Below are 23293 nucleotides of genomic sequence, written 5' to 3' on the forward strand. Positions count from 1 at the left end.
ACCTCGCCCGCAATTCACGCTAGGGCCATTTCGAACGCCTCAACGCCGGTACCGCCTTGCTGAATTTCATTCCCGCCATCGACCGCTATATCTTCCGGCTGGTCATCGTCCCGATGCTCGGCGTGTTCTTCGTCGCCGCGTCGCTGCTGACGCTGGAGAAGATGGGGCGGCTGTTCGAATTCGTCTCGGTCGAGGGCGGGCCCGTCGGCGTGGTGTTCAAGATGCTGGCCGCGCTGGTGCCCGAATATGCCAGCCTCGCCATCCCGCTCGGCCTGTTGCTCGGCGTGCTGCTCGCCTTCCGCAAGCTCGCGACGACCAGCGAGCTCGACGTGTTTCGCGCGGTCGGCCTCGGATACGGGCGGCTGCTGCGTGTGCCCTATATCCTCACCGCGATCCTGATGGCGGTGAATGTCGCGCTGGTGTTCTACGTCCAGCCGATCAGCCGGTATTACTACGAACAGCTCGAATACGACCTGCGCTCGGGCGCGCTGGGAGCATCGATCAAAGTCGGCGAGTTCACCACACTGGCCGATCGCATGGCGCTCAGGATCGAGCGGAGCGAGGACGAGGGGCGCGAACTGCACGGCATCTTCGCGCGCGTGTCGGACAGCAACGACCAGGTCCTCTCGATCTCCGCCAAGCAGGGCGCGTTCCTGGCGACCTCCGACGATCCCGACACGATCATCCTGCGCTTGACCGACGGCACGATCGTGCAGGACACCGGCGAACAGACGCCGCGCGTGCTCACCTTCACTCGCCACGACCTGCCGATCGACCTGCCCGCGATCGAGGCCTTCCGCGACCGCGGCGATGCGGAGCGCGAGTATATCCTGCCCGAATTGCTTCGCGTCGGCTGGAGCGACAATGCCAGCGAAGCCCAGCGCGATGCCAGCCAGGCGAGCTTTAATTTCCGGCTGGTGGAAGTGGTGATGATGGCCATGCTGCCGCTGCTGGCCGTGGCGCTGGGCATCCCGCCAAAGCGATCGACCAGCGCCTTGGGCGTGTTCCTCTCGATCATCATGGTGGTGAGCTATCACAAGGTGAATCAGTATGGAGAGGACGTGGCCGCCCTCGGGCGGATCGACCCGATCATCGCGCTGTGGGGCCCCTTCGTCATCTTCGCCGCGCTGATCGGCTGGATGTATTACCGCGTTGCTTTCGTGCCGGGCGGGCAGGCGATCGGCGCGCTGGAGGTGTGGTTCGCCAAGCTGTCGAAGAAACTCGGCAAGCTGTTCCGGCGCAGGCGGGCGAGGCCCGACCTCGTGGCGCAACCGGCGGAATAGGGCGCGGGCATGCAATTCGATTTCTTCCCGTCGAAGACCCTGACGGTCTATCTCGCCAAGCTGTTCGTGGTGCGGATCCTCGCCATGCTGTTCATGCTGGTGCTGGTGCTGATGATGCTCGACCTGCTGTCAAACAGCGGCAAGATCCTCGCCGTCGAGGGCAACGGCCAAGGCCAGTTGCTAACCTATGCGGGCCTCAGGATACCGCAGCTGGTCCAGAGCTTCCTGCCCTATTCGGTGCTGCTTGCGACCCTCATTACGCTGGTTGCCCTGAACCAGAACAGCGAGGTGATCGCGATGAAGGCGGCGGGGCTTTCGGCGCATCAGGTGCTGGCGCCGCTGCTGCTGACCGCCGGGATCGTCTCGCTGCTGAGCTTCGCGTTCAACGAGCAGATCACGACACGGGCAACTGCCACGCTCAAGGCGTGGGAGGCGGTCGAATACGGCGCGATCCCTCAAGAGACGGACGTGCGGGCCAATGTCTATCTCACCGACGGTACGGGCGTGCTAAGCGCGGCCAACCTCACCGGCTCCGGCAGCGACATCGCGATGGCCGACGTCACCTGGTACAACCGCAACGCGGACGGCACGATCCTCGAGCAGGTCGATGCCGAGCGCGCGACCTATGCTGCCCCCGGCTGGCGGCTGGAAGATGCGACCCGCTTCAGCGTGCAGAATGCGGTGACCGAAGAGCTTGATACGCTGGTGGTCGGCGAAGGTCTGACACCGGCGCAGATCGATCTTGCCAAGGTCGATCCCGAGACCCAGCCTTTCTGGGAGCTGTCGGACTCCATCGATGCCTATGAGAGGGTCGGCCGGCGCACCGCCGAATTGCGCGCCAAGTGGTGGCACAAGATCTCCGGGCCGCTATCTGCCTTCCTCATGCCGCTGCTCGGCGCAGTGGCCGCCTTCGGCCTTGCCCGCTCGGGACAGCTGTTCGTGCGCGCGGTCATCGGAATGGCGCTGGGCTTTGCGTATTTCGTAGTCGACAATGCTGCGCTCGCCATGGGCAGCTTCGGCGGCTACCCGCCCTTCCTTGCCGCCTGGGCGCCGTTCCTGCTGTTCGTCCTGATCGGCGAGACGGTGCTCGTCCGGACGGAGGAATGAGCGGCTGGCATATCCGGCTGGCGCGGGCGGAAGATGCGGAAGGGTTCCGGGAGGTCGAGGAAGATGCGGCCCGCTTACTCCGCGAAGAGCCATCGCTGGACGGCATCCCGGTCCCGCCCTCCGAAAGCGCCGATCACTATCGCCGCCTGATCCGCAAGGGCCACTGCCTAACGGCCTACGAAGGCGAGCGTGTAGTCGGTTTCGCTGCCGCCGCGCCGATCCGGCGGGAATTGCACCTCGCCGAAATCAGCGTCGCGCGCACGCACCAGCGCTGCGGCATCGGCGCGACGCTGCTGGAAGCACTGGCGATCGATGCAGCGAATTCCAGTTTCCGCGCCATCACGCTCAACACCTATATCGACATCCCCTGGAACGCGCCGTTCTATGCGCGCCATGGTTTCGTGGAGCTACAGGATTTCGATGGCCGCCCGCATCTGGCGGAATCGCTCGAGAAAGCCGTCGAGATGGGCCTGCCGCGCGAACGGCGCTGTGCGATGATCCGGTTTCTCGGCTGATCAGCCGCGCGGCGTCATCGTGCTGCGCGCGATCCGTCCCACCAGCGTCGCCATGCCCTTGTGGTTGGCCCCGTGATAGGTCGAACTCACGCCAAGCTCGCGGGCCAGGCGGCGGTGGGCCTCGGGCAGCGAGTGATACGGCATCGAGGGCATCAGGTGATGCAACGCATGATAGCGCAGGCCGACCGGCGCCCAGATTTCCGCCGCATAGCCCGGCGGCGGCACGTTGACGCTGTCGAGGAACTGCGCGGTGACAGTCATCGCCTCGCCCTCGTTCTCCCACAGATGCGCCACCAGCGTGCGCAGCTGGTTGAGCAGGGCCGTTACCGAAAGGATCGCTCCGGCAGTCAGCAGCGGTGCCCAGCCGAGCCAGAACACGCTGCCGACCAGCGCCCAGGCCCACAGCATACCGCCCAGCTCCTGCCAGAAGACACGCTTCGAGATATCGCCTTCGGGCGGACGGCGGCGGAATTCGGGATTGATCGAGAGCGAGGAGGCACGTTGCCACACGAACTTGCGGACCGGCGGCAAGATTGCACCAAGTGGTACCAGCAGGCCGAAGCGCACGATCAGCCCGATCGGCGCGAGCAGCGAAACCAGCACGAACAGCGGCAGGCTCCACGGCTTCATCAGCGCGAGCGGCAAGTACTCCGGGTCCTCGACGGTGCCGTATTGCGTGCGCTTGTGGTGCAGCGTGTGCACGCCCTCGTACATGAAAGACGGCACCAGCAGGGGGATGCCGACCAGCAGGTTCCAGCCCAACCGAAAACCCGGCAGCGCGTTCTTGTGAATATGCGTGAGCTCATGGATGAACATCAGCGCGCGGTAGAAGGCGAGCGCGCCAACGATGCCGAAAGCGATCTTCGCCAGCGCCCCGTCGACCAGTATCGCAGCCGCAATTGCAACGTAGCCGAGCAGCGCGGAGCCGATCATGTCTGGCCAGTAAATCGCGGGCCGCGCTTCGGCGATGTCCTTGGTCAGGTCGCGCGCGGCGCGCAGCATCGCCTTGTCATCCGGCATTTGCGCATGCCAGCCGGCGCCCGCATCGCGGCGTGCGACGAAATCGTCGGAAGGCATGGGCTGGTGGGCGTTCATCTCTCGATTTCCTTGGAGGTCCCCTATCGCAAAAGGGGCGCGGAATACAGCGGGCGCTTGCGATCATTGTGATCGACGGTGCGCGGGGGCCGCGGGGTCATTCCTTGACAAAGATCATTCAGCACACAACGGGCTAATGCAGACTGAACGGGAGTGTTTTGGTGTCGGCAGGCGAAATAGTGATCGAACCGGTCGAAGGCAAGCAAGGGCGCGCCCGCTTCGTCGACCTAGGCCGCGCCTTCGCCGCGCGCGAACCCCATGCCGTTCCGCAATTGCGTTCGGAGCAGCTCGAGCTGGTCGATCCGGGCAAGAACCCGTTCTTCGGCCACGCCAGCCACCAACTGTTTGTCGCCACCCGGGGCGGCCGAGATGTCGGGCGGATTTCCGCACATATCGACCATCTAGCTCTCGAGTTGCCGCCGGAACAGGGCATGGGACCGGGCACGGGCATGTTCGGCTATTTCGATGCCGAAGATGAGACAGTCGCCCTTCCACTTCTAGCGCGAGCCGAGGACTGGCTGCGTACACAGGGCATGACGCATGTCATCGGCCCGATTTCCATGTCGGTCTGGGAAGAGCCGGGGCTGCTCGTAAAGGGGCAGGATCACGCGCCGACGATCATGATGGGCCACCATCCGGAAGCCTATGCCGGATGGATCGAGAGCGCGGGTTATGTGCGCGAGAAGACGCTGCTGACCTACGATCTCGATGTCACCGAGGATTTCCCGCCGCTGATCCGCCGCATCGTGCAATCGGGCCAGCGCAACGAGCGCATTCGCATCCGCCCGGTCGACAAATCGCGCTGGGCCGAAGAGATCGAGATCGTGCTGTCCATTCTCAACGATGCGTGGTCGAAGAATTGGGGGTTCGTCCCGTTTACGCCCGAAGAAATCGCCTATGCAGGCAAGAAGCTGAAGCCGATCATCCATGAAAATCTCAACATGATCGCCGAGCTGGATGGCCGTCCGGTGGCGTTCATGCTCACCTTCCCCGACGTAAACGGAGTGCTGAAGAAGACCGGCGGCAAGCTGCTGCCCTTCGGCTGGGTGCGCATGCTGCGCTGGCTGCGCAAGCCAACCGGGTCCGCCATGCGCGTGCCGCTGATGGGGGTCCTCAGGGAACTGCATAACTCGCGCCTCGCCAGCCAGCTCGCCTTCATGATGATTAGCCAGATCCGCGTGAACGCGACCGAGGCCTACGGCGCGAAACGGGCGGAGATCGGCTGGATCCTAGACGACAACCAGGGAATGAAGGCGATAGCCGATGCGATCGACAGCTCCGTAAATCGCGAATACGTGATCTATCGCAAGCCGTTATAGCGCAGCGCTGTTGCATCGCGGACACGCCAACCCTGCGTTCTGCGCCCTGCCGGAACACACTGCGGCCCTGCACCGTTAGGCGACACATGGGCAGCCGCCCGCCCACTCGATCGCCAGACAATGCCAGACGCACCCGCAACCACGAAAACAGACCTGCCGCCCCTTCCCGACCGCGTCCTGATCGTGGAGGACGATGCGATCATCGGCTTGGCGCTCGAGGACGCACTGGCCGATGCTGGCGTGCGGAATGTCGAGATCAGCACGACGACGGAGCAGGCGCTCGATGCGCTGCGCCGCGAACGCCCCGACGCTATTGTGCTCGATGTGCATCTGGCCGATCGCGACGACGGTTGGGCGATCGCGGAGCTCGTCAAGACGCTGGGGCCCGACAGCCCGCGGATCGTGTTTTCGACCGGGGCGCCGCAGGATATTCCCGAGGAGGTCGCCGAGATGGGCTGTGTCCTTGCCAAGCCTTACGATATCGAAACGCTGATCGACCTGCTCCGCGAGCCCAAACGCCGCGGCATAATTTCGCGCCTTCGCGGCCGGCTCCGCTGAATCTTATAAATCGCTGGAGGAAGGAAACGTCGCACCCGCGGCGCAGCACCACATGCTTGCCATCGCCGGATGGAAAATCGCGATCCACGAAAAAAGGCCTCCACTGGATATTTCCAATGGAGGCCTTTCGGGATCGTATCACCAGCCGCTTGGACGGGAGGGGGGTCTCGGCGGTGACATAGACTAAATGACCGGCCTGAAATCCGGTTCCATCGAAAAGGAAAAAATTTTCGGTCCACTTTCATAGGACCGGAAATCCTTGGTTTCCGCCTCAAATAAACGGCCGCAGGCTGTTGTCGTCCCGATCGAATTGCGCGACCTTGCAGGCGGCATCCATGTCCGGCACGCAGATTTCGCGCGATTTCCAGATCACCAGTCCTTCGCGCTCCAGCTGTCGGATGGTGCGGTTGGTGTGGACCAGCGACAGGCCGAGCATATCGGCGATCTGGGCCTGCTTAATCGGCAGGTGCAGCACATTGTCGCGTGCCGCGAGTCCGGTCTCGAGGGCCCGATCCACCAACCAGACCGCCAAATAGGTCACTCGCTCGCGCGCACTGCGCTGGCCCAGCGCGACGATATGGTCTTCCAGCAGACGCTCCTCCTTCGCGGCCAGCCAGGTAATGTCATAACCGAGGCGCGGATGCTGGGAGATCAGTTCGATGAAGTCCCGGCGTTTGAACGTGCACAGGCGTGCGTTGGTAAGCGCTTCGACCGAATGACTCGCCGGCTCGTCGAACGCGCCCTGAAGTCCGCTCAGGTCGCCCGGAAACATGAAGCTGACAATCTGGCGGCGTCCGTCATCGAGCGTGCGGAACCGGATCAGGACACCCTCGATCAGCGTGTAGAGGCGATTACCTTCCTCGCCTTGTTCCAGCAGGCTCTCGCCACCCTCGAGCGCAATCTCGCCTTCCTTGAACTCGCCCATGTAAGCCAATTGCTGCGGTTCGAGCGGGCGCAATCCCGGCCTACTTTGAAGGGGGCAATTCTCGCAGCTGTACGGATTTGCGACCTCGTGCATGCATCATCTCCCCTCTTCGCTACAGACGGGCTCCAAACCGCCTGCACCTGCATGTCGTTCGTCCTTACTACACAACGCGCCGCGGAAAGGAACCAAGATGGATGCAGGGCGTTCAATGCGCGCACTTAACCAAAAGGGGTCTTATGTCGCTTGGTGATCAAATTGCCCGCAACCTTCCGTATCTGCGCCGTTATGCGCGCGCACTGACCGGCTCGCAGGCCACGGGTGACGCGTTCGTACGCGCCACGCTCGAGGCGGCGCTAGCCGATGAAAGTCTCAAGGCATCGCTCGAAGGGGGGCGCGTGCCGCTCTACCGGGCGTTCAACAAGGTATGGGCCAGCGCCTATATGGATGTGTCCGAGCCGGACTCCGGCGAAGGCCACGAAGGCGCGGCGCATGACCGCTTGAAATCCATCACGCCGCTCAACCGCCAGGCCCTGCTTCTGACCACGCTCGAGGATTTTTCCGTCGAACAGGCAGCAGACATCATGGAAATGGAGCCTGAAGAGATCGAGCAGCTGGTCCAGGAGGCCGTCGGCGAAATCGACAAGGAATCCGCGACCAGCGTGCTGATCATCGAGGACGAGCCGCTCATTTCGATGCAGCTCGAAGATCTTGTGACCTCGCTCGGCCACGAAGTTTGCGGCACGGCCGCCACGCGGACGCAGGCACAGGAAGTCGTGGCGGATAAGACGCCCGGCCTCGTGCTGGCCGACATCCAGCTCGCCGACGGTTCGTCGGGTCTCGACGCGGTGGACGACATTCTCGCGATCAGCAGCGTACCCGTGATCTTCATCACGGCTTATCCTGAGAGGCTGCTGACCGGCGATCGGCCCGAGCCGACCTATCTGGTTACAAAGCCATTCCAGGAACAGACCGTTCGCGCTGCCATCAGTCAGGCGCTCTTCTTCGGATCGAGCAGGCCCTTGGGTTGATTCTGAAGACAGTCATCGCAGAATGATCCGAAAGGCCCGCCGCAATCCGGCGGGCCTTTTTCGTTGCGCTAGCAACGCAGAGCGGCGCTTAGCTTTGGTCGGGCGGGGTGGGCCTGCTGCCGGTCTGGTAGGCCGCCCGCAGGGCAAACTCGCTCGGTTGGCGCACGGGGACCAGCAATGTGCAGCACACACCGCGTTCGTCGAACACCAGCTCGACCGGATGGCGCAGTTCATGCGCCACGATCTTCTCGATCAGTTCGGTGCCGAAGCCGCGCCGCTCCGGCTTGACGACGGTCGGCCCGCCGCGCTCGGTCCATTCCACCTTTGCGAGGCGCTCGTTGACCTTGGCCCACTGGACCTCGACCCTTCCACCGTCCACGCTGAGTGACCCATATTTCGCTGCATTGGTTGCCAGTTCATGGATCGCGAGACCGAAGCTCAACGCATCGTTGGGCGCCAGATCAACATCCGGCCCGTCGAGCACCACTTCATGTTCCGCGTTGCGCGAATAGGGCGCCAGCTCCACCTCCACTACGGAGCGGATCGGCGTCGTGCCCCATTCCGATTGGGTCAGCAGGTCGTGCGTGGCGGAAAGGGCCCGGATGCGCCCGTCGATCCCTTCGGCGAATTCGTCGAGATCGCTGGCCCGACGGCGGGTCAGCGAGACGATCGAAAGCACGTTGGCGAGTGTATTCTTCACGCGGTGATTGAGTTCGCGGGTCAGCGAATCGCGGATCGAATTCTGCTGCGCGAACCAATCGAGCGAACGACTGTCCTCCATCGCTTGCTGGGCCAATAGGCGCGCGACCAGCATCAGCAGGCTGGCCACCGCCAGACCGAACAGCAGCGTGATCATGGACATCATCGACAACGCTTCGTCGCGACCGGACTCGACCACCAAGAGCATGTTGCGATCGGCGATCTCGACTTCGCGCTCGACCACGTTCGCCGAATTGCGCCAACCCGGCAGCTGAGCAAGCAGACTGCGTTCGCCGCCTTCGACATCGTACAACCGAGCGGACAGGCCGTCGTAGCTTACCAGCTCGGCGGCGGAAGCAAGGAGCTGCTGGCCGTTGAACGGGCTATATATGAAGCCCTTCAGGTCCTGGCCCGATCCGCTCGTGTCGAAGACCGGCATGAATACGATGAAGCCTGGCTCGTCTCCACTACCTTCCTGAACGAGAACGATCCGGCCACTTGCGATCGGACGCTGCTCGCGCTCGGCAAGGTCCATAGCGGCCCGGCGAACCGGCTCGGAGTACATGTCGTAGCCGAGCGCGCGGCGATTCCGCAACGTATCGGGTCTGAGATACAGGATCGGCACAAGCGTAGGCCGCGGCTGGGCGGGAAGCGACGGCGTGATCCTCACGTCGGACACTCGGCCTTCGGACAGCCTTTCCTCGAAGACAGGCACCTCCGACGCCGTGATCGATGGCGCCCAGCCCATCCCTTCCGCACCGCGAAAATTGGAATCGAGCCTCAACTCCTCGACGAACCGTCGGAAAAGAGTGCCGGTCACCTCGTCCTGGGTGCTCAGCAGGGCCGCACCGGCACGAAGATAGGAGGTGCTGGAAAAGGCCCGCCGTTCGATCGCCGATGCCATCGCCATGGTAAGGCGGTTGATCTCGGCTTCGTCGCGCTTCGTCTCCCCACGCTCGATGCCGAAAACGCTGGTGACGGTAATCGCCATGACCAGCAGAAAAATGACCACCGGCGCCGCACGCGGGTATTCGGCCAGCAATCGCCGGCGGCTACCCTTTCGTTCGAAATTCTCGGTTCCCAGCGCGAACCCCTGTTATCATTTGATGGCGTGCCTGTAGTATGTCGCGCCCGGCGTTTGGTTCCATGATACATTTTGGTGGGAACCAGAAGCTATCGACTGCGTTCCGCCTCCACACACGGGTTCGGTTCTGCGCTCTCACAGTGATGGCGATGCGCGCAATAGAGCCGTAGAGGGAATAATTCTGGATCGATATGAATTCCGATAAGTCACACATGCCATCCCCTCGCGGCGGATCGACCGCGAAGAGGGACGGCAAGGATCCCGAATGGGCAAACGGTTTGCGCAAGTTGTATGATTCTGTAGTGGACGAACCGCTGCCGGACAGCTTCAAGGATCTTCTCGAGCAACTGGATACGAAGGACTGATGGGAGGCACTGAACGAACGGCCTCCGAGAAGGCCGAATTCAAGCGGGAACTGACGGAAGTCGTCCCGCACCTGCGCGCGTTTGCGCGCGGGCTCTGCGGACGTGCGGATATGGCCGACGACCTCGTGCAGGAAACGCTGCTCAAGGCGTGGGCTGCGCAGGAACGGTTCCAGCCGGGCACCAGCATGCGCGCATGGACGTTCGTGATCCTGCGCAATGCCTATCTCACCGACATGCGGCGCAACCGCTTCCGCGGCGAGTATGACGAGACCGTGGCCGAGCGCATCCTGACGGCGCCCGCCGGTCAGGAAGAGCCGATCCATCTGTCGGACATGCACCGCGCCCTGCTGACGCTTCCGCCGGAACGTCGCGAAGCGCTATTGCTCGTCGGCGCGGGTGGCTTTTCGTACGAGGAAGCGGCCACGATCTGCGACTGCGCCGTCGGTACGATCAAGAGCCGTGTCGGGCGCGCGCGTGCTGCGCTGAACACGATGCTCAGCGACGGTTCGATCCCCAAGCGCTCGCTCCAGGACGATGCGGCGCACCGGGCGATCCTCGAAGAACTCGACGACGTCGCCGCAGGCAACGGCATTGCCGCGCGCAGCTGACGCAGGCGCAAACCGCACTGTAAACTTGTCAGAAATTGCCGTGCGCGGCAGATAGGCGCGATGGACGACAGCGAAGCCTCCGCACCGGTCGAACCGACGCCTGCGCGCACGGGCCGCTCGCGGCGGCTCGCCTTTGCCGAGCAGGAGCTGCGACTCATTTCCTCGCTGGTGCTGCTGATCGGCCTCGGCCTGTTCTTCGCCCTGCCCTTCGTCCTTTCGATCGGCGCGGTCGTATTCCTGCCCCTGGTGACGGCGCTGGTACTGACCGTGATCCTGTCCCCGCTCGCCGACAAATTGAACGGCTGGGGCTTGCCCAATGCGATCGCTTCGCTGGTCGCGCTGCTGATATTTTTCGCTGTCTTGCTGCTCGCCCTAGCGCTCATTCTCCAGCCGGCGGTGGCGCTGTTCGACGATGTGCCGGCGATGGCCAACCAGGTGATGGACCGCTTCGGCGAATTGCAGCGCCAGTTCGCCTGGGTTGCGCAGATCAACGAGCAATTGGCCGAGCTGATGAGCCGCGAAGGCGGGCGCGAGGTGGTTCTCGCCAGCCCAAGCCTGCTGGAAGAACTGGCCTTCGCGACGCCCGGCGTGGTTCTCGAAACCGTGCTCACCCTGCTGATGGCCTATTTCATGATCGAAGCGCGCGTTCGCCTGCGCCAGCGCCTGCTGTTCGGCCGCGCCAGCTTCGGCACCAGCATAAAGGCGGCGCGGGTGCTGCGCGAGGTGCAGGAGCGCGTTGCCGCCTATATCCTCACGGTCGGCTGGATTAACGCGATGGTCGGCGTGGTCGTGGCCCTCGGCGCATGGGCACTTGGTGTCGACGCGCCGATCATGTGGGGCGGGCTTGCCGCGCTGCTGAATTTCCTGCCCTATATCGGGCCGATCGTAATGGTCACGCTGCTGGGCCTGTTCGGCATCGGCACGGCGGATACGATCCTGCTCGGCATGGTCCCGGCGATCGCCTATCTCGCGCTGCACACGGTGGAGGCGAATGTCGTTACCCCGTCGATCCTCGGCGCCCGGTTCACCATGAACCCGGTAATGATCCTGATCGCCCTATCCTATTTTTCATGGATCTGGGGCGTCTTCGGCGCGCTGCTGTCGGTCCCGATCCTGCTCATGCTGACTGCCCTGTTCGACCATGTCGGCAGGCCGAACCTCGTCGGCTTCGTCTTCGGCGAGCCGCTGTTCGCCAGCGAAATATTCGGTGGCGAAGAAACCGAGGAAAGTAGCTGAGCGCAAACGCAAAAGCCCGCCGCGCGAGTGGCGCAGCGGGCTTTCGCATAATCAGATAGCCAAGTGACTTAGCTGGGATAGACCCAAGTCGTGCCGCGCGCGAGGTTCTCGCTGGCGAAGCTCCAGTTGAGCTTGCCGTTCACGGCGTCGAGATAGGCCGGACGGGCGTTCTGGTGGTCGAGATAATAGGCATGCTCCCACAGGTCGATCACGAGCAGCGGGTTCACGCCGTCCTGATCGGCCAGCGTGTCGCCATCGTGCGTTTCTTCGATGGTCAGCTTGCCGCCCTTGACCACGAGCCAGACCCAGCCGCTGGCGAAATGGCCGGCGCCGCGCTCTGCGAGCTTTTCCTTGAGGCCATCGACCGAGCCGAAGTCGCGGTCGATCATGGACTTCAGTTCGTCCGAAGCGGAGGTCTCGTCAGCCGCCATCGAGTGCCAGTAGAAGCCGTGGTTCCAGCTCTGGGCCGAATTGTTGAACAGGCCCTGGTCCGATCCGCGGGCCGCAGCGATCACCTCTTCCAGGCTCTTGTCGGCATGGTCGGTGCCCTCGATCGCCTTATTGGTCTTGTCGATATAGGCCTGGTGGTGCTTGCCGTGGTGATACGACAGCGTTTTGGCCGAAACGGCCGGCTCGAGTGCAGTGTCGTCATAGGGTAGGTCGATCAGATCGAATGCCATTGGGAGTCCCCTCTAGTCTGGCGTCGGAAAGGTAAGGTTCAGGTTTGCAACGCGCGGGGAAGCGATGAGTTGCAGCCTCCCGCCATTTCCCGGCGAAAAGATCGCCAGGGGTTTCTTTCGCCCGGCATTCGCGGCACAGAGAGCGCGCGCGAAAGGCAGGAGTTTCCAACGCATATGGCACGCAAGTTCTTCGGCACCGACGGCATTCGCGGACGCACCAACGAAGGCGTGATGACAGCCGAAACCGCCATGCGCGTGGGCCAGGCGGCAGGCACGCACTTCCTGCGCGGCGACCACCGGCACCGCGTCGTGATCGGCAAGGACACGCGCCTTTCGGGCTACATGATGGAAAGCGCGCTGGTTGCCGGTTTCACAAGCGTGGGCATGGATGTGATCATGACCGGGCCGCTGCCCACCCCCGCCATCGCCCTGCTCACCCGCGAGATGCGCGCCGACCTCGGCGTGATGATCTCCGCCAGCCACAACCCGTTCGAGGACAACGGCATCAAGCTGTTCGGTCCCGATGGCTTCAAGTTGTCGGACGATGCGGAGGTTTCGATCGAGCGTCTGCTCGAACAACAGCCCTTGCTTGTCTCGGCAGACCGCATTGGCCGCGCCCGCCGGATCGACGACGCGCGCGGGCGTTACATCCATGCGATCAAGCAGTCGGTGGCCAGCGACATCCGCTTCGACAACCTCACGGTGGTGGTCGATTGCGCCAACGGCGCGGCCTATCAGGTCGCACCATCGGTCATCTGGGAACTGGGGGCGAAGGTCATCACCCTTGGCGTCGATCCGAACGGTACGAACATCAACGACGGCGTCGGTTCGACTTCGCTCGAAGCGATCAAGGCCAGGGTCGTGGAGGAAGGCGCGGACATCGGCATCGCGCTCGACGGAGATGCCGACCGGTTGATCGTCATCGACGAGAAGGGCGAGACGGTCGATGGCGACCAGATCATGGCGCTGATCGCCTCGCGCATGCACGAGCGCGGCTCGCTGACCGGCGGCGGCGTCGTGGCGACGGTCATGTCGAACCTCGGGCTGGAGCGGTATCTCGAGAACCTCGGCCTGACGCTGGAGCGGACCAAGGTCGGCGATCGCTATGTGCTGGAACGGATGAAGGAAGGTGGGTTCAACGTCGGCGGAGAGCAGTCCGGCCACATGATCCTGCTCGACCACGCGACTACCGGAGACGGGTCGGTCGCGGCGCTGCGCGTGCTCGCCAGCCTCGTGCGATCGGGCAAGCCGGCAAGCGAGTTGCTCCATGTCTTCGATCCGGTGCCGCAATTGCTGAAGAACGTGCGCTATTCGGGCGGCAAGCCGCTCGACAACGAAACCGTGAAGCAGGTAATTGCCGAAGCCGAAGCTGAGCTCGAAGGCAAGGGTCGGTTGGTGATCCGGCCTTCCGGAACAGAACCCGTCATCCGCGTGATGGCGGAAGGCGACGATGCCGCACAGGTCGAGGCGTGCGTCGACCGGATCTGCGATGCCGTGAAGGCAGCTGCCTGATGGCGCTGGAAATGCGTCCCGATTGCGAGCGTTGCGGCACCGACTTGCCCGCCGAGGCGCCCGGTGCCTTCATCTGTAGTGTCGAATGCACCTTCTGCGCCGAATGCTCCGAAGCGCTCGACGACCGTTGCCCCAATTGCGGCGGCGAACTGATGGATCGCCCGACGCGAAGCAAGGCGCTGCAGGAAAAGCTTCCTGCCTCGCAAGAGCGCAGGTTCAAGGGATGAGCGCCCCTCCCAGAGTCCTCTCGATCGCCGGCTCGGACAGTTCGGGCGGAGCCGGTATTCAGGCCGACATCAAGACCATCGCAATGCTCGGCGGCTATGCGATGACCGCGATCACCGCCGTGACAGCGCAGAATACGCGGGGCGTACAGGGGGTGGAGGTCATGCATCCAGACCTTGTACTCGATCAGGTCGAGAGCTGCCTCGACGATATCGGCGCCGACGCAATCAAGATCGGCATGCTCGGCTCGCCCGAGATCGCCATGCTGCTGGCAGAGCGTCTCGACAGTTTTGCCGGCCCCATCGTATTCGATCCGGTCATGGTCGCGACAAGCGGTGCGGAACTGGCGAGCGAGGCGACGATCGCCGCCTTTGGCGCGCTGATGGACATCGCCACGGTGGTCACCCCCAACTTGCCCGAACTCGCCGCGCTGACCGGTCAGGACACGCTGGCAGACGAAGCAATCTACGACGCGGCCGGCGAACTCGCATCACGCCACGACACGGTCATCCTCGCCAAGGGCGGTCATGGAGAGGGCAGCGAAGCCATCGACCGGATCGTCTCCGCAGCAGGCAAGATCGGCAGCTTCGGCCACGCCCGACTCGATACGCGGCACACCCACGGCACGGGCTGCACGCTATCCGCCGCGCTCGCCACAATGCTGGCTCATCGCCAGCCGCTGACCCATGCCGTGCGGATCGCCCGCGCCTTTACCTTCGCGGCAATCGAGAGCGCGCCCGGCTTCGGTGAGGGTAACGGCCCGCTCGGCCATCAGGCCGTGCGCTCGCTATCTTCCGAGTGACCCGGCCTTAGCGGTCGAGTTCGTAGAAGGCGCTGATATGCGCCCAGGCCTCGTCCGCTGTTTCGCACCAGCGGAACAGGTCGAGATCTTTCTTCGAGATCGTGCCCTCCTCGGCAATCGCCTCGAAATTCACCACGCGGGTCCAGAAATCCTTGCCGAACAGCAGGATCGGCATCGGTTTCATCTTGCCGGTCTGGATCAGCGTCAGCAGTTCGAAGAATTCGTCGAACGTGCCGAAGCCGCCGGGGAATACGGCAACGGCCTTCGCGCGCAGCAGGAAATGCATTTTGCGCAAAGCGAAATAGTGGAAGTTGAGCGACAGATAGGGCGTCACATAGCTGTTGGGCGCCTGTTCGTGCGGCAGGATGATGTTGAGCCCGATGCTTTCCCCGCCCGCATCGCTGGCGCCGCGATTGGCCGCTTCCATGATGGAAGGGCCGCCGCCCGAGCAGACGACGAACTGGCGCTTGCCGTCCTCGATGATCGACTTTTCGGTGACCAGTCGTGCGAGCTTGCGCGCCTCACCATAATATTTGCTCTTCGCGACAAGGCTCTCAACGATCTTGCGCTCGTCGTCGGGCAGGTCCTTGGCGCCTTCCAGTGCTTCCTCGGCAGATTCGGGGGGCGGGATGCGCGCGCTACCGTACATCACCATGGTCGATCCGACCCCGGCCTCGTCGAGGATCATTTCCGGCTTCAGCAGCTCCAGCTGGAAGCGCACCGGGCGCAATTCCTCGCGCAGCAGGAAGTCCTTGTCCTGGAAGGCGAGCTTATAGGCCGGATGCGCCGTCTGCGGCGTCTGCTTCGGCAAAGATTTTTCGAACTTGGCCTCTTCTTCGGCCGGGTAGAACTTGCGATCTGCGAGATCGCGTCTCCGCTTTTCTTCTTCTGTCATGCGCGGCGCGATAGGGCGCGGCGCGGCGCTGGACAAGTAAGGAAAAGGAAATGGCAGGGGTGACAGGATTCGAACCCGTGGCCCTCGGTTTTGGAGACCGATGCTCTACCAGCTGAGCTACACCCCTGCAGCGAGGGCGCGCTCTAATATGGGGCCGCGCGAATAGCAAGGCGGATATCATGCGTGGCGGCGAACTGGTAAGACCGCCCGCGATGCACGCCCCTGGCTCCCAAGTGATTCCCGTCGACCTGCTACTGCGCGCCTATCGCGCGGGCGTGTTCCCCATGGCCGACCATCGTAGTGACCCGGAGGTCTATTGGGTCGAGCCGCGCGAGCGGGCGATCATCCCGCTGGACGGGTTCCGCCTGTCGGGCAGCCTGCGCAAGACGCTGCGGCAAGGTCGCTTCGAGGTAACGTGCGACCGCGCTTTCGGCGAGGTCATCGCCGCCTGCGCCGAGCCGCGCGAAGAGCATGCGGAAAGCTGGATCAGCCACCGCATCGAGGCGAGCTATCTCGCGCTCCACCGCGCCGGTCATGCCCATTCGATCGAATGCTGGCAGGACGGGGAATTGGCAGGCGGGCTTTACGGCGTCGCCTTCGACCAGGTGTTCTGCGGGGAAAGCATGTTCAGCCGCCGGACCGATGCGAGCAAGGTGGCGCTGGCGTGGCTGGTCGCCGCTATGCGCAAAGCGGGTTATCGCCTGCTCGATTGCCAGTTCATGACCGAACACCTCGCGACGCTGGGCGCTGTGGCGCTGCCGCAAGCGGGCTATCTCGGCCTGCTGTCGGGGGCCACGGGGTCGCCGGAGATGGCAATCCCCACGGCGATCCGCTCCTATTCGGAAGTGGCCTCGTCCAAGGCCTCTTCGCCCGGGAAGCTCATCGCGCAATCCTTGACCCAGACGTCGTAGATCGGGTGTTCGACGACGTTCAGGCTGGGCGAGTTCTTGAACAGCCAACCCGAGAAAATGCGGGCAAACTGGTCCTCGCTACCCCGCTGACGCACCAGCACCTGGACGAAGGCACCGGTTTCCTTCGGCATTTCCCACGGCGCGGTGCGCTCGCAGGCCTGCAGCCGCACGATGACATCGCCCGCGCGCCGCTGCTCGCCGGGCGAAAGCTCGAACTCCTGGCTGACATTGTTGCGCTTGTTGAGAAGGCCGATCGTGGCGACTCGCTCGGCCATGGGCGTGCCGATGCCGGCTTCGTCGGCGGGCACCTCAGGCAGCTCCGACTGCTGCAAATCCTCGGGGATTTCGGTTTCCAGCGTCGCAGGCGTTTCCGGAACCTCGTCCGAGCAGCCTGCGACCAAAGCCATGGTGCCGATGAGGGCGAGTGCCCCGCGCATGCTCACGCGTCCGGCGACCAAGCTTCGTAATCGCCGACCGCGCGCGCACGCTTGCCGCCGCGTTCGAGCGCACCGGCGGGGCGATAGGCACCCGTCGTGCCCGTGGCGTTCGGCGTGTAATCCGCTTCCCAGATGCGCGGCGGCGGCAGGAAGCTCTCGGGCACATCTTCGCCCGCGCCGTGCAGCCAGCCGTGCCATTCGGCCGGGATGCGGCTCGCGTCGTTATTGCCTTCGTAAATCACCCAGCGCCGCTCGCGCTGCCCTTCGCCGCGCTTCTTGGAGCGATAATAGGCATTGCCCTGCGCATCGGTGCCGACATGTTCGCCATTGCGCGAGGACCACAGCATGGTGCCGATGGTGGCACCGTTCCACCAGGTGAAGATCTTGCCGAGAAAGCTCATGGCGGCGCGATTAGCCTTTTATTTGCTGCGCCTCAAGCGCCGGCGTGCGCATCCGCGCACTTGGCTTTCCTCGCTCACACGACCTTAAGGTCGCGTCGCTGCGGGCGCGCAGTCGCGCTTGCCTCGCATCCGCTCGGTTGTCTGGTTCCTGGCAGGCGCAGGCGTACACTCATCTCCCCATCACCAATCCACCTTGTCGCCGGGCTCGATCCCGAGCTCGCTCGCAAGGCCGCCGCGCAGCTCCAGCACGCCGAGGACCGGGCCGACCGAATAAACCGATTCGAGCGAATAGGGCTCCGTCATCGCGGCAATATTGCTGATCCGCCCGTCCGGCCCGATGAAAATGATGTCGAGCGGCAGCGGCGTGTTTTTCATCCAGAAGCTTTGCGCCGTCGTCCCGTCATAGGGAAAGATCATGCCCGCATCGTCCGGCAGCTCAGTGCGGAACATCAGGCCGCGGCGCTGGGCTTCGGGCGAGTCGGCAAGCTCGACAGCGAAGCGATGCGTGCCCGACGCGCCGGTGACGGTGAGCGGGATGACTTCGAGGCCGGAAACGGGATGCGTCGTCTCGGCCGCGACGTCCGCCGCAGGTCCGGCTTCCGCTGCCGGTTGCGCCGAACAGGCCGCGAGCAGCGCCGCGGCGAGCCCCGCCAGGCCACGCGCCATCAATCGTCCTGCGCTGCTTCCGCGACCCATTCTTCGAGCTCCTTGACAGTCGCGGCTTCCAGCACGCGCCGTGCCGCGTTGAAATCATGGCCTGCACGCAGCAGCGCGGCAAGCCGCTTTTCACGCAGCTTGTGCGCGGCTTCTGTATCTGTGGGCGGCGGCCCGGCATAAGGGCCGAACCTGCGCCGCCTCGCCAGCGCGACGATCGCCGCGCGCCGCTCCGCCTCGTCGGGCGCAAGCTTGCTCCGCACTTCTTCTTCGATCTCGGCAGCGCGCAGCGCCTGTTCGACCCGCCGCCCGCCATAGCCGCGTGCAAGAAGGCCCTGCGCCTTGGCACGACCGTAAGCCGCGTCGTCGACATAGCCCTTTTCCACAAAGCGCGTGACGAGCTGCTCCACCGGCGGCTCGCTATCGCCATCCCAGCCCCGCTCGCGCAGTTTGCGCTTCAGATAGGCGCGCAGCTTGCCTGCACTGGTGGAAAACCGCGCCACGTAAGCCAGCGCCAGCTCCTCCAGACGGCTTGCGTCGAGGGGTTTAGGCGTGCGCTTTCTACGCCGGGACGTTGCGTCTGCATCACTCATCGGCCATATTCCTGCCACAGTCCCCATGAAATGGGAAAGACTGTGCAAGCGCCCGCATAACGACGGGCGCTTTTCGGGAATCATGAGGGTGGCCTCGGGCGCCTACGCAATCCACGGGTATCGCTACAAGATTATGACCGACGCCGCATTGACGCCGACGCCGAACGATTGCGACCTCACCCGTCGCCGTTCCGATTTCGCGACCTTTACCGAGGCGGTGGACTATGCCGCCAAGAGCGCGAAAGGCATGAATTTCCACGATATGCGCGGGACGTTGCAGCGCGTCTACAGCTATGCCGACATGCGGGAAGACGCGCTCAAGGTCGCGCGCCAGCTGGTCGCCGCCGGGATCGGCAAGGACGACCGCGTGGCGCTGGTGGCGGAAACCTGCGCCGAATTCGCCGCGCTGTTCTGCGGCTGCGTCTATGCCGGGGCCTGGCCCGTGCCGCTGCCCTTGCCGACCGGCTTCGGCGGCAAGGAAGGCTATATCGACCAGCTTGCCGTGCAGCTGGACAGCAGCGATCCGAAAATCCTGATCTACCCCAACGAAATCGCCGAAATGGGCGCCGCGGCTGCCGAACGGCAGAGTTGCGAAGGGCAGAGCTGGGAAGATTTCGCCCTGCGGCCCGATCCCGAATGCGATCTGCCCGAAGCGCGGCCCGAAGACATCTGCTACCTCCAGTATTCCTCCGGCTCGACCCGTTTCCCGACCGGCGTCGCGGTGACGCACGAGGCGCTACTGCACAATTTGCAGGGCCATTCCATCTCGATGGAGTTCTGCGGTAACGACCGCGTGGTCAGCTGGCTGCCGTGGTATCACGACATGGGGCTGGTCGGCTGTTTCCTGTCGGTCATCGCGAACCAGGCGTCGATCGATTATCTGAAGACGGAGCATTTCGCCCGCCGTCCGCTCGCATGGCTCGATCTCATCAGCCGCAACAAAGGCACCACGCTCAGCTATTCCCCGACCTTCGGCTACGACATCTGCGCGCGCCGCATTTCCAGCCAGAGCAATGTCGGCGACCGGTTCGACCTCTCACGCTGGCGGGTCGCGGGCAATGGCGCAGACATGATCCGGCCCGACGTCATGCAGAATTTCGTCAATGCCTTTGCCGAAGCAGGCTTCAAGGCCAGTGCCTTCAACCCCAGCTACGGTCTCGCCGAAGCGACCCTCGCGGTGACGGTCATGCCGCCGGGAGAAGGCATCCGAGTCGAACTGGTCGAGGAAGAGCGCCTGTCGGGTCGCCCGCGCGATCTGTCGAAGCCTGCTCGCTATCGCGCCATCGTCAACTGCGGGAAACCCATCCCTGGCATGGAGGTCGAGATCCGCGACGAAAAGGGCACGGCCAAGGGCGACCATCAGATCGGCAAGGTCTGGTGCCGCGGCAAGAGCGTGATGCACTCCTATTTCCGCAACGAGGAAGCGACGCAGGAATGCCTCGTCGACGACTGGCTGGACACGGGCGATATGGGCTACATGGCCGATGGCTACCTGTTCATCGTCGGTCGGGCGAAGGACATGATCATCATCAACGGCAAGAACCTCTGGCCGCAGGATATCGAATGGGCGGTGGAGCAGTTGCCCGGCTTCAACCACGGCGACATTGCCGCCTTCTCGGTCGATACCGATAACGGCGAAGAAGCGCCCGCCGTGCTGGTCCACTGCCGCGTGTCCGAACCGGAAGAACGCATCAAGCTGCGCGACCAGATCGCCGACAAGGTCCGCGGCGTCACCGGCATGAGCTGCGTGGTCGAACTTGTACCGCCGCGCACGCTGCCGCGTACCAGTTCCGGCAAGCTCAGCCGCGCCAAGGCCAAGCGGCTCTACCTGTCGGGCGAAATCCAGCCGCTGGACCTCGCCGCCTAACGAGCCCTGCGCGGGCGACCACCGCCGAAAATGCTTGCCGAACGCGCGACGCTGCGCGCAGGATTGCGATGCCGCCTTGAAGATCGTGTCTTACGATCCTAATACAGGTGGAGAGATATCAGCGCCTGTAACCGGGAGACCCGCGCGACCATGAGCGACAGCAAGACGCAAACCGCGACTGCCACTGCGACCGAATTCGACCTGACGCCGCCCGATCCGGTGCGGCAGGTCGCGCCCGAGAAGGCAGCCGGCCTCGTTCCCGTCTCCGAAGAGACCAAGAGCAAGCTGGAAACCAAGGTCGACGGCTTCGTTCAGGACCTGATCTCCGCCGACGCCAATTCGCCTGAATTCGGCAAGAAGGTGGACCAGCTCACCAATATGGGCCGCAAGGAGATCATGGCGGCCGCCGGCATGTCCAATCGCTTCCTCGACCGCCCCGTGCGCGCGATGGACAAGGACGAAGGCGTCGGCGCGAACCTTGCCGAATTGCGCCGCGTGGTCGAGGACCTCGATCCCGGCAAGCGCGGCAAGCTGTCGGGCACGCGCAAGATCCTCGGCATCATCCCGTTCGGCAACAAGCTGACCAATTACTTCCGCAGCTACCAGAGTGCGCAGACGCACATCCAGTCGATCCTCTCGAACCTCGCCAGCGGCAAGGACGAGCTGATCATGGACAATGCCGCGATCGATGTGGAGCGCCAGAAGCTGTGGGAGGCGATGGGCAATCTGGAACAGATGATCCACATCTCCAACACGCTCGACGCCAAGCTCGAGGAGAAGGCCGCCGAACTCGACGCGACCGATCCGGCGAAAGCCAAGGCCGTGCGCGAAATTGCGCTGTTCTATGTCCGCCAGCGCACGCAGGATCTGCTTACGCAGATGGCGGTGAGCGTGCAGGGCTATCTCGCGCTCGATCTCGTGAAGAAGAACAATGTCGAGCTGGTCAAGGGCGTGGATCGCGCCAGCACCACCACCGTCGGCGCGCTGCGCACGGCGGTCACGGTTGCCGAGGCGATGACCAACCAGCGCCTCGTGCTCGGCCAGATCACCGCACTCAACGACACGACCGCCGGCATCATCGACAGCACCAGCACCATGCTGCGTGATCAGACCGGCAAGATCCACGAGCAGGCCGCCGCCAGCACCATTCCTCTGGAAACGCTGCAACGCGCCTTCCAGAACATCTACGACACGATGGACGAGGTGGACGAGTTCAAAATCCGCGCGCTCGACTCCATGAAGCAGACCGTCACCCTGCTGGGGCAGGAGGTCGAAAAGTCGAAGGGCTATATCGCCCGCGCCGAAGGGCAGGCCCAAGCGCAGCAGCAGGTGGCCGACAGCGGTCTGCTGAGCATCGAGAACTGAGGCCAGTCACGTGGACGACCTCACCCGCGATAGCGAGCGCCTGATCGAGCAGGGCCGCATCTTGCGCGACGACAATCGCGCGGGCGGTCGGCACCGCCGCGCGCCGTCGATCGGCGAAGGTTCGGCCAGGCTGAAGCAGAAGAACCTGTGGCTGCGCGTGCGCAATATCGTGCTCGCCGTCTTCGCGATCTGGGTGGGCGCGGGCATCGCCGGGGCCATCCTGAGCGGGATCGGCTTCTGGGGCGTGATGGCCGTAGTCGTCGCGACTGCCATAGCCATCGCCGTTTTCTCGAATTTCCCGAAGGTGAAGACGCCTAGGCGGGCCGACATCAACAAAGGCAATGTCCAGCAGATGGTCGGCCGGACCGAATTGTGGCTGGAAGCCCAGCGCCCCGCCCTGCCCCCGCCTGCCGCGACTATCGTCAACGACATGGGCGTCCAGCTCGACGCGCTCGGCCTCCAGCTCGAAGGTGTCGACCAGAACCATCCCAAGGCGCGCGAAGTGCGCAGCCTTGTCGGCGAGCAGCTCCCCGAGATGATCGAAAGCTATCGCAAGATCCCGGCGCATCTCCGCACCGAGAAGCGCGCGGGGATAACGCCCGACGAGCAACTGACCGAGAGCCTTGGCAAGATTAGCGGCGAGATCGATTCGATCACCCGCCAACTGGCCGAAGGTTCGCTCGACGATCTGGCGATCAAACATCGCTATCTCGATTACAAGTTCGGCGCGGGCACCGAGACCAGCCCGCAACTGGAGGACAAGAGCTGATGCGCGTTCCGATTGCCCACGACCTGCCCAAGGACACCGTCCGCAACCGCCTGAAATCGCGCTCGCACAAGATCCGCGACTTCGTCCCCGGCGGCATGGCCGAGGTGGAGACCAGCTGGCCGGACGAGGACTGCATGAACCTGTCGGTTTCCACCATGGGCCAGCGCGTGGACGGCAAGGTGTTGATCGAGGAAAACCAGGTCGTTTTCGAGGTGAACCTGCCTCCGGCCCTCTCCTTCGTGGAGCCGATGGTCGCAAAGGCGATCGCCAGCCAGGGCCAGCGGATGCTGGCCGACAAGAGCGGCGACTGACCACCAGCCGAAAACTGCCCATTTCCCGGAACAGCAACTGCCCTGCGCG

General features: G+C 63.8%; 26 protein-coding genes and 1 tRNA gene. 17 read left to right on the forward strand and 10 right to left on the reverse strand.

Annotation, left to right across the window (positions count from 1 at the left end; all coding sequences use genetic code 11):
• Positions 1–59 precede the first annotated feature (59 nt).
• The 3 genes from ACSH0F_RS00955 to ACSH0F_RS00965 are packed head-to-tail and all read left to right on the forward strand — an operon-like array spanning position 60 to position 2905.
• Positions 60–1283, forward strand: coding sequence for an LptF/LptG family permease (locus tag ACSH0F_RS00955; RefSeq protein ID WP_435200501.1), 1224 nt, complete (start codon positions 60–62; stop codon positions 1281–1283).
• Between the two features lie 9 nt (positions 1284–1292).
• Entirely contained in the window at positions 1293–2390 is a 1098-nt protein-coding gene (gene lptG / locus ACSH0F_RS00960) for an LPS export ABC transporter permease LptG (RefSeq protein ID WP_435199037.1), read from the forward strand.
• Positions 2387–2905, forward strand: a complete 519-nt coding sequence (locus ACSH0F_RS00965) for a GNAT family N-acetyltransferase (protein WP_435199039.1) — start codon at positions 2387–2389, stop codon at positions 2903–2905. Before lptG ends, ACSH0F_RS00965 begins: the two co-directional genes overlap by 4 nt.
• On the opposite strand, the gene ACSH0F_RS00970 is transcribed toward ACSH0F_RS00965, so the two are convergent.
• The gene (locus ACSH0F_RS00970) at positions 2906–4000 is read right to left on the reverse strand and encodes a fatty acid desaturase family protein (protein WP_435199041.1); all 1095 of its coding nucleotides are present in this window, start codon (positions 3998–4000) and stop codon (positions 2906–2908) included. It abuts the gene before it with no gap.
• A 179-nt stretch (positions 4001–4179) separates the two neighbouring features.
• Between ACSH0F_RS00970 and ACSH0F_RS00975 the strand changes: the two genes are divergently transcribed.
• Both ACSH0F_RS00975 and ACSH0F_RS00980 read left to right on the forward strand, forming a co-directional pair.
• Positions 4180–5319: an N-acetyltransferase gene (locus ACSH0F_RS00975; RefSeq protein WP_435199043.1), complete on the forward strand. Its 1140-nt coding sequence runs from the start codon at positions 4180–4182 to the stop codon at positions 5317–5319.
• Positions 5320–5439: 120 nt separating this feature from the next.
• Positions 5440–5877 carry a response regulator gene (locus ACSH0F_RS00980; protein WP_435199045.1) on the forward strand — a complete coding sequence of 146 codons (438 nt, stop codon included), beginning with the start codon at positions 5440–5442 and terminating at the stop codon, positions 5875–5877.
• Positions 5878–6148: 271 nt separating this feature from the next.
• On the opposite strand, the gene ACSH0F_RS00985 is transcribed toward ACSH0F_RS00980, so the two are convergent.
• A complete protein-coding gene (locus ACSH0F_RS00985) occupies positions 6149–6895 on the reverse strand; it encodes a Crp/Fnr family transcriptional regulator (RefSeq protein ID WP_435199047.1) in 747 nt (248 codons plus the stop codon).
• Between the two features lie 143 nt (positions 6896–7038).
• On the opposite strand from ACSH0F_RS00985, the gene ACSH0F_RS00990 reads away from it, so the two are divergent.
• Positions 7039–7830: a response regulator gene (locus ACSH0F_RS00990; RefSeq protein ID WP_435199049.1), complete on the forward strand. Its 792-nt coding sequence runs from the start codon at positions 7039–7041 to the stop codon at positions 7828–7830.
• Positions 7831–7918: 88 nt separating this feature from the next.
• Here ACSH0F_RS00990 and ACSH0F_RS00995 read toward each other — a convergent pair whose 3' ends face one another.
• On the reverse strand, positions 7919–9541 hold the full coding sequence (locus ACSH0F_RS00995; RefSeq protein ID WP_435199051.1) for a CHASE domain-containing protein: 1623 nt from the start codon (positions 9539–9541) through the stop codon (positions 7919–7921).
• A gap of 284 nt (positions 9542–9825) precedes the next feature.
• On the opposite strand from ACSH0F_RS00995, the gene ACSH0F_RS01000 reads away from it, so the two are divergent.
• Genes ACSH0F_RS01000 through ACSH0F_RS01010 form a run of 3 tightly spaced genes read left to right on the forward strand, consistent with a single transcriptional unit; the run spans position 9826 to position 11822 of the window.
• Positions 9826–9978, forward strand: coding sequence for a NepR family anti-sigma factor (locus tag ACSH0F_RS01000; protein WP_435199053.1), 153 nt, complete (start codon positions 9826–9828; stop codon positions 9976–9978).
• Positions 9978–10586: a sigma-70 family RNA polymerase sigma factor gene (locus ACSH0F_RS01005; RefSeq protein ID WP_435199055.1), complete on the forward strand. Its 609-nt coding sequence runs from the start codon at positions 9978–9980 to the stop codon at positions 10584–10586. Before ACSH0F_RS01000 ends, ACSH0F_RS01005 begins: the two co-directional genes overlap by 1 nt.
• A 60-nt stretch (positions 10587–10646) precedes the next feature.
• The gene (locus ACSH0F_RS01010) at positions 10647–11822 is read left to right on the forward strand and encodes an AI-2E family transporter (RefSeq protein ID WP_435199057.1); all 1176 of its coding nucleotides are present in this window, start codon (positions 10647–10649) and stop codon (positions 11820–11822) included.
• A 68-nt stretch (positions 11823–11890) separates the two neighbouring features.
• On the opposite strand, the gene ACSH0F_RS01015 is transcribed toward ACSH0F_RS01010, so the two are convergent.
• Positions 11891–12502: a superoxide dismutase gene (locus ACSH0F_RS01015; protein WP_435199059.1), complete on the reverse strand. Its 612-nt coding sequence runs from the start codon at positions 12500–12502 to the stop codon at positions 11891–11893.
• 174 nt (positions 12503–12676) lie between these two features.
• On the opposite strand from ACSH0F_RS01015, the gene glmM reads away from it, so the two are divergent.
• From glmM to thiD, 3 genes are read left to right on the forward strand one after another with little or no spacing between them, the layout of a single operon-like run.
• Complete coding sequence (glmM, locus tag ACSH0F_RS01020; RefSeq protein WP_435199061.1) at positions 12677–14014, forward strand: phosphoglucosamine mutase; 1338 nt, start codon at positions 12677–12679, stop codon at positions 14012–14014.
• On the forward strand, positions 14014–14241 hold the full coding sequence (locus tag ACSH0F_RS01025; protein ID WP_435199063.1) for a DUF1272 domain-containing protein: 228 nt from the start codon (positions 14014–14016) through the stop codon (positions 14239–14241). The genes glmM and ACSH0F_RS01025 overlap by 1 nt, the downstream gene beginning before the upstream one ends.
• Positions 14238–15041: a bifunctional hydroxymethylpyrimidine kinase/phosphomethylpyrimidine kinase gene (thiD, locus tag ACSH0F_RS01030; protein ID WP_435199065.1), complete on the forward strand. Its 804-nt coding sequence runs from the start codon at positions 14238–14240 to the stop codon at positions 15039–15041. Before ACSH0F_RS01025 ends, thiD begins: the two co-directional genes overlap by 4 nt.
• A 7-nt stretch (positions 15042–15048) precedes the next feature.
• Here the strand turns inward: thiD and ACSH0F_RS01035 are convergent, their stop codons facing one another.
• Positions 15049–15936 carry an LOG family protein gene (locus tag ACSH0F_RS01035; RefSeq protein WP_435199067.1) on the reverse strand — a complete coding sequence of 296 codons (888 nt, stop codon included), beginning with the start codon at positions 15934–15936 and terminating at the stop codon, positions 15049–15051.
• A 51-nt stretch (positions 15937–15987) separates the two neighbouring features.
• Positions 15988–16063 (reverse strand) — tRNA-Trp (locus ACSH0F_RS01040).
• Positions 16064–16148: 85 nt separating this feature from the next.
• Between ACSH0F_RS01040 and aat the strand changes: the two genes are divergently transcribed.
• Complete coding sequence (aat, locus tag ACSH0F_RS01045) at positions 16149–16847, forward strand: leucyl/phenylalanyl-tRNA--protein transferase (protein ID WP_435200503.1); 699 nt, start codon at positions 16149–16151, stop codon at positions 16845–16847.
• Here the strand turns inward: aat and ACSH0F_RS01050 are convergent.
• The 4 genes from ACSH0F_RS01050 to ACSH0F_RS01065 all read right to left on the reverse strand — a co-directional run bounded on the left by ACSH0F_RS01050 (position 16772) and on the right by ACSH0F_RS01065 (position 18932).
• Positions 16772–17284 (reverse strand): DUF2155 domain-containing protein, encoded by a 513-nt coding sequence (locus ACSH0F_RS01050; RefSeq protein ID WP_435199069.1) that lies wholly within the window; start codon positions 17282–17284, stop codon positions 16772–16774. The two genes, aat and ACSH0F_RS01050, sit on opposite strands and share 76 nt — an antisense overlap.
• 2 nt (positions 17285–17286) lie before the next feature.
• Entirely contained in the window at positions 17287–17685 is a 399-nt protein-coding gene (locus ACSH0F_RS01055; protein WP_278327769.1) for an NADH:ubiquinone oxidoreductase subunit NDUFA12, read from the reverse strand.
• Between the two features lie 180 nt (positions 17686–17865).
• Positions 17866–18351, reverse strand: a complete 486-nt coding sequence (locus tag ACSH0F_RS01060; RefSeq protein ID WP_435199071.1) for a DUF192 domain-containing protein — start codon at positions 18349–18351, stop codon at positions 17866–17868.
• Positions 18351–18932, reverse strand: a complete 582-nt coding sequence (locus ACSH0F_RS01065) for a regulatory protein RecX (protein ID WP_435199073.1) — start codon at positions 18930–18932, stop codon at positions 18351–18353. Before ACSH0F_RS01065 ends, ACSH0F_RS01060 begins: the two co-directional genes overlap by 1 nt.
• Positions 18933–19065: 133 nt before the next feature.
• Here ACSH0F_RS01065 and ACSH0F_RS01070 point away from each other — a divergent pair, with 133 nt between their 5' ends.
• The 4 genes from ACSH0F_RS01070 to ACSH0F_RS01085 all read left to right on the forward strand — a co-directional run bounded on the left by ACSH0F_RS01070 (position 19066) and on the right by ACSH0F_RS01085 (position 23244).
• A complete protein-coding gene (locus tag ACSH0F_RS01070) occupies positions 19066–20799 on the forward strand; it encodes a fatty acyl-AMP ligase (RefSeq protein ID WP_435200505.1) in 1734 nt (577 codons plus the stop codon).
• Between the two features lie 150 nt (positions 20800–20949).
• Complete coding sequence (locus ACSH0F_RS01075) at positions 20950–22164, forward strand: toxic anion resistance protein (protein WP_435199075.1); 1215 nt, start codon at positions 20950–20952, stop codon at positions 22162–22164.
• A 10-nt stretch (positions 22165–22174) separates the two neighbouring features.
• Positions 22175–22933, forward strand: a complete 759-nt coding sequence (locus tag ACSH0F_RS01080) for a hypothetical protein (RefSeq protein ID WP_435199077.1) — start codon at positions 22175–22177, stop codon at positions 22931–22933.
• A complete protein-coding gene (locus ACSH0F_RS01085) occupies positions 22933–23244 on the forward strand; it encodes a polyhydroxyalkanoic acid system family protein (RefSeq protein WP_278327775.1) in 312 nt (103 codons plus the stop codon). Before ACSH0F_RS01080 ends, ACSH0F_RS01085 begins: the two co-directional genes overlap by 1 nt.
• The last annotated feature ends 49 nt before the right edge of the window (positions 23245–23293 follow it).

The sequence above is a fragment of the Qipengyuania sp. 902 genome, assembly GCF_051195295.1.
Taxonomy (GTDB): Bacteria; Pseudomonadota; Alphaproteobacteria; order Sphingomonadales; family Sphingomonadaceae; genus Qipengyuania.

Excerpts from the sequence above, each read along its gene's own strand:
- lptG (WP_435199037.1), top strand. The coding sequence starts at position 1,293 with ATGCAATTCGATTTCTTCCCGTCGAAGACCCTGACGGTCTATCTCGCC.
- ACSH0F_RS00965 (WP_435199039.1), top strand. The coding sequence starts at position 2,387 with ATGAGCGGCTGGCATATCCGGCTGGCGCGGGCGGAAGATGCGGAAGGG.
- ACSH0F_RS00970 (WP_435199041.1), bottom strand. The coding sequence starts at position 4,000 with ATGAACGCCCACCAGCCCATGCCTTCCGACGATTTCGTCGCACGCCGC.
- ACSH0F_RS00980 (WP_435199045.1), top strand. The coding sequence starts at position 5,440 with ATGCCAGACGCACCCGCAACCACGAAAACAGACCTGCCGCCCCTTCCC.
- ACSH0F_RS00985 (WP_435199047.1), bottom strand. The coding sequence starts at position 6,895 with ATGCACGAGGTCGCAAATCCGTACAGCTGCGAGAATTGCCCCCTTCAA.
- ACSH0F_RS00990 (WP_435199049.1), top strand. The coding sequence starts at position 7,039 with ATGTCGCTTGGTGATCAAATTGCCCGCAACCTTCCGTATCTGCGCCGT.
- ACSH0F_RS01000 (WP_435199053.1), top strand. The coding sequence starts at position 9,826 with ATGCCATCCCCTCGCGGCGGATCGACCGCGAAGAGGGACGGCAAGGAT.
- ACSH0F_RS01005 (WP_435199055.1), top strand. The coding sequence starts at position 9,978 with ATGGGAGGCACTGAACGAACGGCCTCCGAGAAGGCCGAATTCAAGCGG.
- ACSH0F_RS01010 (WP_435199057.1), top strand. The coding sequence starts at position 10,647 with ATGGACGACAGCGAAGCCTCCGCACCGGTCGAACCGACGCCTGCGCGC.
- ACSH0F_RS01015 (WP_435199059.1), bottom strand. The coding sequence starts at position 12,502 with ATGGCATTCGATCTGATCGACCTACCCTATGACGACACTGCACTCGAG.
- glmM (WP_435199061.1), top strand. The coding sequence starts at position 12,677 with ATGGCACGCAAGTTCTTCGGCACCGACGGCATTCGCGGACGCACCAAC.
- ACSH0F_RS01025 (WP_435199063.1), top strand. The coding sequence starts at position 14,014 with ATGGCGCTGGAAATGCGTCCCGATTGCGAGCGTTGCGGCACCGACTTG.
- thiD (WP_435199065.1), top strand. The coding sequence starts at position 14,238 with ATGAGCGCCCCTCCCAGAGTCCTCTCGATCGCCGGCTCGGACAGTTCG.
- ACSH0F_RS01035 (WP_435199067.1), bottom strand. The coding sequence starts at position 15,936 with ATGACAGAAGAAGAAAAGCGGAGACGCGATCTCGCAGATCGCAAGTTC.
- aat (WP_435200503.1), top strand. The coding sequence starts at position 16,149 with ATGCACGCCCCTGGCTCCCAAGTGATTCCCGTCGACCTGCTACTGCGC.
- ACSH0F_RS01050 (WP_435199069.1), bottom strand. The coding sequence starts at position 17,284 with ATGCGCGGGGCACTCGCCCTCATCGGCACCATGGCTTTGGTCGCAGGC.
- ACSH0F_RS01055 (WP_278327769.1), bottom strand. The coding sequence starts at position 17,685 with ATGAGCTTTCTCGGCAAGATCTTCACCTGGTGGAACGGTGCCACCATC.
- ACSH0F_RS01060 (WP_435199071.1), bottom strand. The coding sequence starts at position 18,351 with ATGGCGCGTGGCCTGGCGGGGCTCGCCGCGGCGCTGCTCGCGGCCTGT.
- ACSH0F_RS01065 (WP_435199073.1), bottom strand. The coding sequence starts at position 18,932 with ATGAGTGATGCAGACGCAACGTCCCGGCGTAGAAAGCGCACGCCTAAA.
- ACSH0F_RS01070 (WP_435200505.1), top strand. The coding sequence starts at position 19,066 with ATGACCGACGCCGCATTGACGCCGACGCCGAACGATTGCGACCTCACC.
- ACSH0F_RS01075 (WP_435199075.1), top strand. The coding sequence starts at position 20,950 with ATGAGCGACAGCAAGACGCAAACCGCGACTGCCACTGCGACCGAATTC.
- ACSH0F_RS01085 (WP_278327775.1), top strand. The coding sequence starts at position 22,933 with ATGCGCGTTCCGATTGCCCACGACCTGCCCAAGGACACCGTCCGCAAC.